The sequence below is a fragment of the Georgenia sp. Z1344 genome, from assembly GCF_049856295.1.
GTDB lineage: Bacteria > Actinomycetota > Actinomycetes > Actinomycetales > Actinomycetaceae > JB111.
Genome location: NZ_JBNDMZ010000007.1, coordinates 164,665 through 178,136 on the forward strand (window position 1 = coordinate 164,665; position 13,472 = coordinate 178,136).

Here is a 13,472-nt window from a genome sequence, read left to right on the forward strand (position 1 = left end):
GCTGCATGGCCGAGACCCCTTCCACCTGGCTCGACGACCTCGCGGCGACCGACGCCGAGCTGCACGCCACGCTCGCCGGCCGCCTCGAGCTCCTCGGCCGGGACGCCTGGTCCCGCCGCACGCTGGAGGCCGAGGCGGCGCTCGGCCAGGCGCGCGCGACGATCACGCTCCAGGACCGGCTCCTGCGCGACCTCGCGGTTCGCCACACCGAGCTCGAGGACGACATCCGCGAGCTGCAGAACCCCGGGTCCACCCGCGCGCCGGGGGGCGGCGCCCCGGACGACGACGCCGGTCCGTCCCGCGCGCGCCGGCTGCTCGCGTCCGTGCCCGGCCGGGCGAAGGTCGCCGTCACCGATCCGGCGCGGGCCCTGCGCGCGGTCCGCCGCCGGCTCCCGGGCGGCGGCGAGTGACCGCCCCGGGGACGGACGGGGCCACGAGCGAGATGCCCGACGACGACACCCCCGCCGCCGGACCGCCGCGGATCTCGCTGCTCGTCCTGCCCGGGACCGAGGAGCAGCTCGCCGCCACGCGCGCGTCGCTCGAGGCGCAGGGCGAGGGGCCGTGGGAGCTGCTGGAGATCGGGCCCGAGCTCCCGGCCGGCTCGCCCACCGACGGGGCGGCTGCACACTCCACCGACTCCCCCACACCCGAACCTTTCGGCGACGCACCCGCACCCCCGCCCCGCTACCGCGACCTCCCCTCGGCGGCCGCGGCGGCCGGGGGCGACTGGGTCGGCGTGCTCGGCGCGGGCGACTCCCTCGAGCCCGGCGTGCCGGCCGCGATGCTCGAGGCGATCGACGCCGCCCCGGACGTGCGCGTGGTCAACGCCGACGAGCGCCTGCCCGACGGCCGCACGCACGCCAAGCCGTCATGGATGCCGCGGGCGCTCGACCACCTCGACGTCCTCGGCCGGCTCACCCTCGTCCGCGCCGACCTGCTCGCCGAGGTCGGCGGGCTGACCGACGACCCGGCCGCCGAGTGGGACCTCCACCTGCGCCTCGCCGAGCACCTGGGCGCCGGGGACCCGCTCGCGCCGAGCCCGCACGTCCTCCACCTGCCGCTCACCTCGCTCGCCCGCGCCTCCGACCCGGCCGAGCTGCTCGACGCCGGGGCGGCCGCCGTCGAGCGCTCGCTCGTCCGCCGCGGGTCGGGGAACGTCGTCGTCCGGCCGCACGAGACACCGACCGGTCTCGGGGCCGAATCGGGCGCCGGAGCCGGGGCCGGGGCCGACGAGGGTTCGCACGAGACCTCCGCCCCGCCGTCGGACCATCTCGTCCTCGAGCGCGCGCTGCCGACCGCTCCCCGGGTGAGCATCGTGATCCCCACCGGCGGTGGGCACCGGCCGACCCCCGGCGGCGAGGTCCGCTCGGTCGACGTCGCGCTGGCGACCCTGCTCGAGCGGACCGACTACCCCGACTACGAGGTCGTCGTCGTCACCTCCGAGGGGACCGACCCGGGCGTCGCCGCGCACTGCCGCGGCCTCGACCCGCGGGTGAGCGTCGTCGAGGTCGACGGCCCGTTCAGCTTCTCGCGCTCGATCAACGCCGGCGTCGGCGCGGCGACCGGCGAGCTCGTCCTCCTGCTCAACGACGACACCGAGATCGTCGAGCCGACCTGGCTGCGCAGCCTCGTCGCGATCGGGCTCGAGGACGGCGTCGGCGCGGTCGGGGCGCGCCTCCTCTACGGCGACGGCACGATCCAACACGCCGGCATCGTCATGAGCGCGGACCGCACGCCGTCCCACCTCCTCGCGCACGAGGCCGACGGCGAGCGCCGGTTCGGGGTGGGCAGCGCCGACCTCGAGCACCTCGCCGTGACGGCCGCCTGCCTGCTCACGCCGCGCGAGGCGTTCGTGCGTGTCGGGGGCCTGAGCGAGGACCTGCCGCTCAGCTACAACGACGTCGACTACTGCCTCAAGCTCCGGGCCGCCGGGCTGCGGACGGTCTGCGCCGGGAGCGTGCGGGTGGTCCACCACGAGTCGGTCACCCGGGATGCGACCGTGACCGACCGCGAGCACGCGGCCGTGACCTGGTGGTCCGGGGTCACGGCGCTCGACCCCTGGTACTGGGGGGTCTGACCGGGCGCGTGTCCGGAGCGGCGCCGGTCGCGTCAGGCGAACAGCGCGAGCACGTAGACCGCGAACACGGTCAGGTGCACCGCCCCGTGGACCGCCGTCACGCGTCGGCCGGCGAAGGTTGCCACCGAGAGCACCAGCGCGACGCCGAGGAGCAGGAGGTTCGCCGGCGACTCCGCGAGCACCACCTGCTGCCCCGTGAGCGCGCCGATGACGAGGACGGCGGGGATCGTCAGGCCGACCGTCGACACGAGAGCGCCGTGGCAGAGGTTGCTCACGCGCTGCACCTCGCCGGCGAGCGCCGCGCGCACCGAGGTGATCGACTCCGGCAGGAAGACGATGCACGCGATGAGCAGCCCGGACAGGGCGGCGGGCGCGCCGAGGCGGCCGAGTCCGTCGTCGAGCAGCGCGGCCATGTCGTGCGAGAGCAGGACGATCGGGAGGACGGTGACGACGAGCAGGCCGGCCCGCAGGAGGATCTCGGTGCGGTGCGCGGCGAACGTCTCGCCCAGGGACGCCCCGACGTCGCCGTCCGCCGAGTCCTGCCGCACCCGCGGGTCGACCTCCCGGAAGTCGTCGGCCTGCGCGCCCGTCTGGCGCCAGAGGAAGAAGGCGTACAGCACGACCGTCAGAGCGACGACGACCACCGCCTGGCCCCCGGTGTACGAGCCGTCCGTGCCGATCGCGGCCGGCAGCGCGAAGGCCAGCGCCACGAGCACGACGAGCACGGCGAGGTAGCTCGAGGTCCCGGTGCGGTTGTGCTCGAGGTCGCCGTGCCGCATCCCGCCGACGAGCAAGGAGAGCCCGACGACGGCGCACAGGATGATCATCGAGACCGCCATGACGGAGTCGCGGGCGATCGTCGCGTGGTCGCCTGGGCCGAGCATGACGGCGGAGATGAGGACGACCTCGATGACGACGATCGACAGCGTGAGCACGAGCGACCCGTAGGGGTCGCCGAGGCGCCGGGCGAGGTGCTCGGCCTCGCCGACCACGCCGAAGGCGCACAGGAGGATGACGCCGACGATCACCGCGAGCGTGCCGACGAGCAGCGGGCCCGGGACGGGCGGCTCGAGCAGGGGGCCGGCGAGGGCGAGCGCGAGGACGGCGCCCCAGCCGATCGCCAGGCGCAGCCATGCCGCGGGGGTGAGAACGGTGCGGGCGGTATCGCCGAGGCGGGAGGTGACGGTCACGGGTGATCCTTCTCCGCGGGGCCGTCCCCGAGCCGTTCCGCCGGACGGGCCGTCCCGTCCGGGGCGTGCGGTCGCGCACCGGGACGAGGCTAGCCGACCCGGGCGCGCCCGGCAGTGCCCCCGGTCACCAGTGCCGGCGAGCGGGCGGTCCGTGGCCCCGCCCGCTACCGCCCGAGCCGGCGGCGCACCTTCCGCGTCACGCCGCCCACCCCGTCGGCACGCAGCGTCCGCCACGCCCCGCCGACGTCGGCCCGCAGCCGCGTGGCCCGCGAGACCTGTCCCGGCTGCAGGCCGGCGGCGCGCTCGGCGGCGAGCCGCCCCGCGTCCGCGGACCGCCGCGGGTCCCGGCAGAACGCGACGAGCGGCGCGAGTGCGTCGGTCCACGTGTGCGTGGCTGCGACACGGGCGACCGACTCGCGGGCCGCCGCCAGCCGCGCCTCGTCGGTGAGCAGGCCCGTCAGCGCGTCGGCCAGCGCGTCGACGTCCTCTGCCGGTACGGCCGCGCCGAGCCCCTCGGCGGTCACCAGCGCGCCGAAGTGGTCGCCGTCGGTGCAGACGATCGGCAGCCCGGCCCACAGGTAGTCGAGGATCCGGGTGCGGAAGCTGAACGCGGTCTCGACGTGGTCGAAGTGGGCGGAGACGCCGATGTCGGCGTCGAGCAGGTAGTCGGCGCGGCGCTCGTAGGGCACCCAGTCCTCGTTGAAGAACACGTGGGTGCCGGTGAGGCCGAGCTCGTCGGACAGCTCGCGGGTGCGCACGGCCATCGCCATCTCGGGCACGTCCGGGTTGGGGTGCTTCATCCCGAGGAAGTACAGGCGCAGGTTCGGCACCGCCGCGCGCGCCCGGTCGACGGCCCGGATGACGGTGAGCGGGTCGAACCAGTTGTAGACGCCTCCGCCCCACAGGATCACCGGGTCGTCGGCCGCGATGCCGTCGACCACCCCCTTGATGCCGTGGGCGCGCTGCACCGGCGCCGCCGGGTCCGTGCCGAACGGGACGACGTCGATGAGCGAGCGCAGCGACGTGTCGGCGTCGTAGGTGTCGGGGTTGACGCGCCCGGCCGCGGCGAGGTGCCCGATCCACAGGTCGCGCTGCTTGCCCGACGCGCACAGGAAGAGGTCGCCGCGCCGCGCCTGGGCGCCGAGCTCGGTGAGCGCGCGGGCGAGGGCCGCGTGCCGCTCGGCGGCGGGCCGGAAGCGCTCGACCTCGAGGGACTCGAGGTGGAAGGGGTCGTACAGGTCGACCACCAGCACCACGTCCGCGTCCTGCAGCCAGTCGAAGGTGGAGACGACGTACCCCTGCACGACGACGACGTCCGCCGCCCCGACCTCCGCGCGGAAGGTCTCGACGGTGGTCTGCGCCGTCGTGAAGCCCTCCCCCTGCCGCGAGCAGCCCCCGAACGTGACCAGCCGGACGTCGTGCTCCGCGCCGAGCGCGCGGGCGATCTCGAAGGCCCGGATCGCCGGGCCGGCCATCCGCTCGGCGAGCGTGTCGAGGGTGACGACGAGGATGCGTCGGCGGTCGGTCATCGGGTCTCCTCGGGGTCGGGGGCGCCGTCGAGGTCCGGGGTCGGGTCCGCGCTCTCCATGGGGACGATCCCCGTGGGCCCGTCCTGTCCGGTCGGCTCCGGGGCGCCGGCCGGGACGGCCCACGCGGAGGCGGACTGGATGTACCCGCCCCACCACCGCGTCGCGCCGTTCTCGACGACGAACCGAGCCGAGTCCCGCACCTGGTCGTAGGTGTGCTGGGTGGTCGAGTCGGTGAGCGAGGTGACGACCACGTAGCCGCCGGGGGCGAACGGGACCCGCCCGGCCGAGCAGTCGATGACGCCGCGGCCGCGGATCGTGCCCAGCCGCGGCCCGTCGTCGAACGTGTTGGACGCCCACAGGTAGGTGCCGTCGGTGTGCTCGATGCCGATGCCCATGACGGGGTCGGTGACGGGCTCGTGCGCGTCGTAGTGCACGCGGACGGTCATGTCCTCGTCCTGCCGCACCGGGCTGCCGGGCCCGCCGGCGCCGAAAACCTCGACCTCCTCGATCGTCAGCTCGCCCGAGCCCCAGTGCGTGCGCCCCTTGTCGTCCAGCCGGGTCGAGGCGTGGGTGGAGTCGAGGTAGCGCTCGAGGACGTGGGAGGCGGGGCCGACGGCCTTGAGCTCGCCGTGGTCGAGCCACGCGGCCTGGTCGGCCATCGTGCGCAGGGTGGGCATCGAGTGGGACACGACGACGACGGTGCGACCCTCGCGGCGGAACTGCGCGAACTTCGCGGCGCACTTCTCCTGGAACGCGGCGTCGCCGACCGCGAGGACCTCGTCGACGAGCAGGATCTCGGGGTCGACGTGGATGGCCACGGAGAAGCCGAGGCGGACGTACATGCCGGACGAGTAGTTCTTCACGGGCTGGTCGATGAACTGCTCGACGCCGGAGAAGCCGACGATGTCGTCGAACTTCGCGTCGATCTCGGGCCGCGTCATCCCGAGGATCGAGCCGTTGAGGTAGATGTTGTCCCGCCCGGACAGCTCGGGGTGGAAGCCGGAGCCGACCTCGAGTAGCGCCGCCATCCGACCTCGGGTCGTGATCGACCCGGAGGTCGGGTAGAGGATCTTCGCCAGGCACTTGAGCAGGGTCGACTTGCCCGAGCCGTTGTCCCCCACGAGCGCGAACGTCGAGGCCTCGGGGATCTCGAGCGAGACGTCCTTGAGCGCCCAGAAGTCCTCGTGCACGGAGCGACGGCGCCGCATGACGGCGGCCTTGAGCGTCTGGTTGCGCTCGTGGTAGACGCGGAACCGCTTGGAGACGTCGTCCACCGTGATCGCGGCGGCGCCGGGGGTCTCGGTGCTCACAGGGCCTCGGCCAGTCCCTTCTCGTGCCGGGAGAACAGGTGCGCGCCGACCACGAAGGTGCCGGCCGCCCAGGCGAGGACGACGAGCGTGGTGCTCAGCTCCGGCAGGCGGTTGTCGTACAGGAGGTTGCGGAAGACCTCGGCGAACTGGACGAGCGGGTTGAGCAGGTAGACGTCGAGGATCGAGATCGGCCCGAGCAGGTCGCCGATGCGCTCCGACTGCTCGGCGACGAGCCGCACGGGGTAGACGATCGGCGTGAGGTAGAACCACATCTGGAACAGGATCGTCACGAAGTGCTGGGTGTCGCGGAAGTAGACGTTGGCGATCGAGGCGAGCAGCCCGGCGCCCATGGCGAAGACCGCGAACACCGCCATCGCGAGGACGAGCAGCGGCAGCAGCGGCAGCGGGTTCGCGCCGACGATCAGCAGGACCACCGTGAGGACGCCCATCTCGATCGACCACGTGAACAGCCAGGACGCGACCGTGGAGACGATGAGGGCGCCACGCGGGAAGTGGACCTTCTTGATGAGGTTCTCGTTGCCGACGAGCGCGTTCATCGAGCCCGTGACGACGTTGGTGAAGAACGTCCACGGCAGGAGCATGCACAGGAGCCAGACGGCGAAGATGTCGAGCCCGGACGGGTCGCCCGGGTCCGGCTCGATCCGGATGATGAAGGCGAAGACGACCGTGTAGATCGCCATGGCGGCCAGCGGGTTGGCGAGCGACCACAGCTGGCCGAGCGCGGTGCGGCTGTACTTGCCCTTGACCTCGCGCATCGTGAGGTTGACCAGCAGCTCCTTCGAGCCGCGCAGGTCGCGCAGGAACCTCACGTGCGTCCGCCCTCCCGTGGCGCCGGTGCTCCGCGGGCGCGGGGCACCGACCAGGGTAGACCAGCGCCCCGCGGCAGCGAGGCCGCGGGGCGCCGGGTCGGGCTGCGGACGGTCGACGGGGGAAGACGCCGTGCCGCAGCTGTCGGACTGGTCAGGCTCAGTCGGGCAGGACCCGGAAGTACGTCGGCTCGCCGCCGACCCACGAGTTCGGTCCCACGCGGGTACCCATCGAGGGGTTCCAGGCGGCGACGTTCTGGCCGTCGCCGAGGTTGATCGCCACGTGGCCGGGCCACCAGATGAGGTCGCCCGGGCGCGCCTCGGACGCCGGGACCTGCTCGAGGTTGGCGAACGCGCCCCACATCGTGGTCCGCGGGATCTCGATGCCGTGCTGCGCGTAGACGTAGTGGGCGAACCCGATGCAGTCCCAGCCGGCGGGCGTGGTGCCGGCCCAGCGGTAGGGCGAGCCGACGTAGCTCATCGCGGTGGCGACGACCTCGTCCCCGATCCAGTCGGTCGCGGGCGGCGTCTCGCGCTCCTCGGTGCGCGACGGGGCCTCGACGACCCGCGTGTCGCGGCGCACGCCGAGCGTGTCGACGCGGTCGCCGTCCCAGTCGCCGGCCATCACCGTGTCGGCGGTCCGGCCGTAGGAGACGACCTGCTCCGCGACGCCGTTCGAGAGCGTGTTGCGCAGGTGGTACTGGTTGTCGCGGCGCACGCCGAGACCGTCGACGCTGTCGCCGTTCCAGTCGCCGACGATGATCTGGTCGTCCGACTGCCCGTAGTCGACGACGGCGTCCGCGTAGCCCGAGCGCAGCGTGTTGCTGAGGAAGTACTGGTTGCCGCGGCGGACGGCGATCGTGTCGACGCCGTCACCGTCCCAGTCGCCCACGACCACCTCGTCGCCGGCGCGGCCGTAGTGGATGACCTGGTCGGCGACCCCCGAGGTCACCGTGTTGCGGATGTGGAACTGGTTGCCCCGGCGGACCGCGAACGTGTCGACGCCGTCGCCGTCCCAGTCGCCCACGAAGACCTCGTCGCCGGCGCGGCCGTAACGGATGCTCTCGTGACCCGGGCTCGTGGTGTTCGACGTCGTGATCGCGAACTCCTGGCCGCGGCGCACGGCCACGGTGTCCACGCCGTTGCCGTTGAAGTCGCCGACGTAGGCGTTGCCGTCCGGGTGGCCGAACTGCATCGTCACGGCGGTCTGCCCGGAGCTGGAGTTGGACAGGTGGAACTCGCTGCCGGAGCCACCGATGTCACCGCCCGCGGCGGACATGGCCGGCGGGGCGGTCACCACGGCGGCGCCGAGGACGGTCAGGGTCGCGGCAGTGAGCCGGGTCGTCGTTCGCACCAGAGTCGCTCCTCGTTCCGGCGTCCTCGCCCGGGTCGGGCGCGGTCCGCGCAGTTGCGGTCCGGACGCGGATCTGGTGGTCCGCTCCGGCATGGGGGGGGATGTTCGACCGTGACCTTACGGTGATGCGTCTGTGACTGGTGGTGTTCGTGAGGAAGATCACGCGCAGGTGTCGGCGCGTCACGCGACGGTGACGACGACTCGGAGTAATGAACTCGCCCTACACCACTGTGACCGATGGGGCAAACGCGTCACGTGTGACGGGACGCGTGAGGGCAGGAGCGCCCGCTGTGACGGGTGGTGCGTGAGTGGGTGTAGGGAATGTCACGAACGGGTCTCGGCGTGTGCGCCACGATCCGCCCCACGCACGACGACGAACGACCCCGCACGCCTCACCTGCTCCCCCGTACACGCGGTCCACGCACGACGACGAACGACCCCGCGCGCCACCCGTGCACCTCACCCACCCGCCGCACGCACGACGGCGGCCCGGCACCTCGTGAGGTGCCGGGCCGCCGTGGGTGAGGCGCGGAGCTGGTGTCAGCGGACCACGCCGAGGGTGTCGGTGCCGTTGCGGTCCCAGTCGCCGGCGATGACCCGGTCGTCCGCGCGGCCGAAGCCGATCTCGCGGTGCGCGTCCCCGGTCCTCAGGTCGTTGCGCATGAAGTACCGGTTCCCCCGGCGCACCGTGAACGTGTCCGTCCCGTTGCCGTCCCAGTCGCCGACGACGACCTGGTCGCCCGCCCGCCCGTAGTCGAGGACGGTCGACGCGGGGCCCGCGGCGAGCCCGTTCGTCAGGAAGTACCGGTTGCCGCGACGCACGGCGAACGTGTCCCGGCCGTTGCCGGTCCAGTCGCCCACGAGCAGCTCGTCGTCGGTCCGGCCGTAGGCGAACTCCACGTGCGCGGGACCGGACTCCATGTCGTTGCGCAGGTAGAGCACGTTGCCGCGGCGCACGCCGAGGGTGTCGGTGCCGTTGCGGTCCCAGTCCCCCACGAGGAGCTCGTCACCGGGGCGGCCGTAGTTGAGGACGATGTCCGGCACGGAGTCGTGCCCGTTCGTCAGCTCGATCGTGTTGCCGTGCCGCACGCCGACCGTGTCCCGGCCGTTGCCGGTCCAGTCGCCGACCAGCACCTCGAGGCCGCGCTCGCCGAACTCGAACTCGACCTCCGCGGTCGTGGTCCACGTGTTCGACAGGTAGAACTCGTTGCCCACCATGCCGCGGATCTCGGCCATCATCCCGGGCAGCGCCGCGGCCACGTAGGGGCCGGGGCAGATCGTCCGGGTCTGGTAGGCGACGTCCCGGTGGCCCATGATCGCCGGCAGCGGCTGGCCTGCGTAGGCGAAGCTCGTGCCGCGCGAGGTGATGCCGGTCGGGGCGTCGACGTCGACGTCGGCGAGCGCGAAGCGCCACGCGATGACGTCGCGGACGGAGTTCATGGCGGCCTGCGGCGCCGGGCCGTAGGTGAAGTCGCCCATGATCGAGACGCCGACCGTGTTCTGGTTGGCGGGCGCCGCGTGCGCACCGATCGTCATCTGCTCGTTCGGCGACCACAGCGAGCCGTAGCGGCCCTCGTACACGCGGCCCCAGCGGTCGACGAGGAAGTTGTAGCCGATGTCCCCCCAGCCGCGCGTCTGTGCGTGGTAGTAGTAGATGCTCCGCACGACCCCGGGGGCCTCGGCGTACGTGTAGGTGTTCGTCCCCGCGGTGTGGTGAACGACCGCGGCGCGCAGCTCCGAGTACTCGGGCGGCCAGAAGAAGTGGTCCTGGTTCGCGCCCCACGACCAGCGCGAGATGATGTTCGGCCGCGAGGCGATGATGTCCGGCTGGGCCTGGGCGTCGACAGAACCGGCGTCGGGAGCCGCGTCGGGCGTCGAGCCCGCGTCAGGAGCCGAACCGGCGTCGGGCGATCCTTCAAGCGCGGGCGCGTCGCCCGACCCCTCGACCTCTCCCCCGGAGCCGGCCGTCGCCGGGGCGCCGGACACGGACTGCTCGTCGATCGTCACGGCCGCGGTCCCGGGTCCGTCCGGGGCGAGCTCGACCGCGCCGGAGACGTCGGTCGGGACCAGCGTGAGGCGCAGGTCGGCGGGCAGCTCGCCGGAGCCGGGGTCGACCTGGACCTGGACGCCGTCGGACTCGGTCGTGAGGAACGGCTCGGTGCCGCCCGGCAGCGAGTCGTCACCGGGCGACTCGGGCTCGAGGTCGGCCCACGAGGACCACTCGCCGCCCGCGCGCGTGCGGACGTAGATCGAGGCGTCCTGCGGCAGCATCTCGCCCGCCGCCCACGTGACACCGGCGAGGTTGAAGCCCTCGGTGTCGATCTCCTCCGTGAGGATCGTCAGGTCGCCGGACTCCTGGGCGTCGGCCACCTCGGCGTCGATCGCGTTCGGTGCGCTCGCGCCGGGCAGCGCGCTGGCGGAGACCCGGCCCGGGTCGGCCGCGCCCGCGTCGCCGGACGCGGTGGGCTCGCCGGCGTCGTCGGTGAGGTCGAGGACCTGGAGGGGCGTCGGGTCGGAGCCGGGCGCCGGGGAGTCGGTCATGAGGTCGGCGCCGGAGTCGTCGGCGCCCTGCGGGGCGGGTGCGACCGGGTCGGCGGGGTCGGTGGACGCGGTGGGCGCGTCCGTGGGCGAGTCGTCGGGCTCGGCGACGGCGGGGCTCAGGATCGCCGGCACGCTCAGGGCGGTGACCAGGGCGGACGCGAGCACCGCCCGTCGTGGTCGTCGAAGGATCCGGACAGGGCGCTGCGGAGCAGACATGAAAGCGACACCTCGGGGGAAGGACGGGGTGGGTGATGGCGGTTGCCGCGCGCGACGGTACCGTGGCGACATGAGAATGTCTGTAGTCGGAACGGGTTATTTGGGCGCCGTTCACGCGGCATGCATGGCCAAGCTGGGCCACGAGGTCGTCGGTCTCGACGTCGACGCGACCAAGGTGGCGATGCTCTCCGAGGGGCGGGCTCCCTTCCACGAGCCGGGCTTCGACGAGCTGCTCCGCGAGCAGGTCGACTCCGGCCGGCTGACGTTCACGACCGACCCCGCGGACGTCGCCGGCGCGCGCCTCCACTTCATCGGCGTCGGCACCCCGCAGATCGAGGGCGGCTACGCGGCGGACCTCAGGTACGTCGACGCCGCCGTCGACTCCCTGCTCCCCCACCTCTCCCCGGTCGACGGCGAGCGCCCCGTCGTCGTCGGGAAGTCGACCGTGCCCGTCGGCACGGCCGAGCGCCTGTCGACCCGGATCGAGGAGGCCGGCGGCCTGCTCGTCTGGAACCCCGAGTTCCTGCGCGAGGGGTTCGCCGTCGAGGACACGATCAACCCCGACCGCATCGTCTACGGCCTCCCGAAGGACGAGGCCCTGGCCGCCGAGGCCCGCGCACCGCTCGACGAGGCCTACGCACAGCTCCTCGCCCGCGACATCCCGCTCGTGGTCACGGACTGGGCGACCGCCGAGCTCGTCAAGGTCGCCGCGAACTCGTTCCTCGCCACGAAGATCTCGTTCATCAACGCGATGGCCGAGCTGTGCGACGCCACCGGCGCCGACGTCTCCACCCTCGCCGAGGCCATCGGGCACGACGACCGGATCGGGAAGAAGTTCCTCCGCGCCGGCATCGGCTTCGGCGGCGGCTGCCTGCCCAAGGACATCCGCGCCTTCATGGCCCGCGCGGGCGAGCTCGGCGCCGACCAGTCGCTGACCTTCCTTCGCGAGGTCGACCTCATCAACGACCGCACGCGCCTGCGCGCCGTCGACATGGCCAAGAAGATCGTCGGCGGCAGCCTGCGGGGCAAGTCGGTCGCCGTGCTCGGCGCCGCGTTCAAGCCGGACAGCGACGACATGCGCAACTCCCCAGCCCTCGACATCGCGCGCCGCATCCACGACGAGGGCGCGAACGTCAAGGTCACCGACCCGGCCGCCGGTCCGGTGCTGCGCGAGCGCGGGACCCGACTCGAGGTCGTCGACTCCGCGCGCGAGGCCGCCGAGGGTGCCGACGTCGTCATGCTGCTCACCGAGTGGAAGCAGTTCAAGGAGCTCGACCCCGAGGAGCTCGGCGAGGTCGTCTCCGTCCGCGCGATCGTCGACGGCCGCAACGCGCTGGACCCGAAGGCGTGGCGCGCAGCCGGCTGGACGTACGCCGGCGTCGGCCGTCCCTGACCCGACCGCCCACGAGCCAGGAGAGACCATGAAGATCCTCGTCACCGGGGGCGCCGGGTTCATCGGCGCCAACTTCGTCCACCGCACGATCGCCGAGCGCCCGGACGCCGACGTCACCGTCCTCGACAAGCTGACCTACGCGGGGCACTCCGAGTCCCTCGCGGGGGTCGAGCGCACGCGCCTGGTCACGGGCGACATCGCCGACCGGGACACGGTCGACCCGCTGGTCGCGGAGTCGGACCTCGTCGTCCACTTCGCCGCCGAGTCGCACAACGACAACTCGCTCAACGACCCCAGCCCGTTCGTGCAGACGAACCTCGTCGGCACGTTCCAGCTGCTCGAGTCCGTGCGGCGGCACGACGTCCGGCTGCACCACATCTCCACCGACGAGGTGTACGGCGACCTCGAGCTCGACGACCCGGAGCGGTTCCACGAGACGACGCCGTACAACCCCTCCTCCCCGTACTCGGCCTCGAAGGCCGGCTCGGACCTGCTCGTGCGCGCCTGGGTGCGGTCCTTCGGGATCACGGCGACGATCTCGAACTGCTCGAACAACTACGGGCCGTTCCAGCACGTCGAGAAGTTCATCCCGCGCCAGATCACCAACCTCATCGACGGCGTGCGCCCGCGGCTCTACGGCGCGGGCGCGAACGTGCGCGACTGGATCCACGTCGACGACCACAACTCGGCGGTGTGGACGATCATCGAGAAGGGCACCCCCGGCGAGACCTACCTCATCGGCGCGGACGGCGAGAGGTCGAACAAGGAGGTCGTCGAGCTCATCCTCCAGCTCATGGGGCGCGACGCCGGCGACTACGACCACGTGACCGACCGCCCGGGCCACGACATGCGCTACGCGATCGACTCGACGCGGCTCCGCACCGAGCTCGGCTGGGAGCCGGCGTTCACCGGCTTCGAGGAGGGACTCGCCGCCACCATCGAGTGGTATCGCGAGAACGAGGGCTGGTGGCGGCCGCAGAAGGCCGCCGTCGAGGCGCGGTACAAGGCCCAGGGCCACTGACCCCTTCGCCCAGG

At 72.9% G+C, this 13,472-nt stretch carries 10 protein-coding genes; 4 read left to right on the forward strand and 6 right to left on the reverse strand.

Annotation, left to right across the window (positions count from 1 at the left end):
• Positions 1 to 5 precede the first annotated feature (5 nt).
• Together ACPYO6_RS09430 and ACPYO6_RS09435 are read left to right on the forward strand one after the other, a co-directional pair.
• Complete coding sequence (locus ACPYO6_RS09430; protein ID WP_425714601.1) at positions 6 to 410, forward strand: hypothetical protein; 405 nt, start codon at positions 6 to 8, stop codon at positions 408 to 410.
• A 32-nt stretch (positions 411 to 442) separates the two neighbouring features.
• Complete coding sequence (locus ACPYO6_RS09435; RefSeq protein ID WP_425714602.1) at positions 443 to 2,077, forward strand: glycosyltransferase; 1,635 nt, start codon at positions 443 to 445, stop codon at positions 2,075 to 2,077.
• 32 nt (positions 2,078 to 2,109) lie between these two features.
• On the opposite strand, the gene ACPYO6_RS09440 is transcribed toward ACPYO6_RS09435, so the two are convergent.
• From ACPYO6_RS09440 to ACPYO6_RS09465, 6 genes are all read right to left on the reverse strand, one after another.
• Positions 2,110 to 3,267, reverse strand: coding sequence for a calcium:proton antiporter (locus ACPYO6_RS09440; protein WP_425714603.1), 1,158 nt, complete (start codon positions 3,265 to 3,267; stop codon positions 2,110 to 2,112).
• Positions 3,268 to 3,431: 164 nt separating this feature from the next.
• Positions 3,432 to 4,796, reverse strand: coding sequence for a glycosyltransferase family 4 protein (locus tag ACPYO6_RS09445; protein ID WP_425714604.1), 1,365 nt, complete (start codon positions 4,794 to 4,796; stop codon positions 3,432 to 3,434).
• A complete protein-coding gene (locus ACPYO6_RS09450; protein ID WP_425714605.1) occupies positions 4,793 to 6,106 on the reverse strand; it encodes an ABC transporter ATP-binding protein in 1,314 nt (437 codons plus the stop codon). The genes ACPYO6_RS09445 and ACPYO6_RS09450 overlap by 4 nt, the downstream gene beginning before the upstream one ends.
• The gene (locus tag ACPYO6_RS09455; protein ID WP_425714606.1) at positions 6,103 to 6,936 is read right to left on the reverse strand and encodes an ABC transporter permease; all 834 of its coding nucleotides are present in this window, start codon (positions 6,934 to 6,936) and stop codon (positions 6,103 to 6,105) included. The genes ACPYO6_RS09450 and ACPYO6_RS09455 overlap by 4 nt, the downstream gene beginning before the upstream one ends.
• A gap of 157 nt (positions 6,937 to 7,093) precedes the next feature.
• Positions 7,094 to 8,287, reverse strand: a complete 1,194-nt coding sequence (locus tag ACPYO6_RS09460) for a C40 family peptidase (RefSeq protein ID WP_425714607.1) — start codon at positions 8,285 to 8,287, stop codon at positions 7,094 to 7,096.
• Positions 8,288 to 8,827: 540 nt separating this feature from the next.
• A complete protein-coding gene (locus ACPYO6_RS09465; RefSeq protein WP_425714608.1) occupies positions 8,828 to 11,044 on the reverse strand; it encodes an N-acetylmuramoyl-L-alanine amidase in 2,217 nt (738 codons plus the stop codon).
• A 70-nt stretch (positions 11,045 to 11,114) separates the two neighbouring features.
• On the opposite strand from ACPYO6_RS09465, the gene ACPYO6_RS09470 reads away from it, so the two are divergent.
• Together ACPYO6_RS09470 and rfbB are read left to right on the forward strand one after the other, a co-directional pair.
• Positions 11,115 to 12,437: a UDP-glucose dehydrogenase family protein gene (locus ACPYO6_RS09470; protein ID WP_425714609.1), complete on the forward strand. Its 1,323-nt coding sequence runs from the start codon at positions 11,115 to 11,117 to the stop codon at positions 12,435 to 12,437.
• 28 nt (positions 12,438 to 12,465) lie between these two features.
• On the forward strand, positions 12,466 to 13,458 hold the full coding sequence (rfbB, locus tag ACPYO6_RS09475) for a dTDP-glucose 4,6-dehydratase (protein ID WP_425714610.1): 993 nt from the start codon (positions 12,466 to 12,468) through the stop codon (positions 13,456 to 13,458).
• The last annotated feature ends 14 nt before the right edge of the window (positions 13,459 to 13,472 follow it).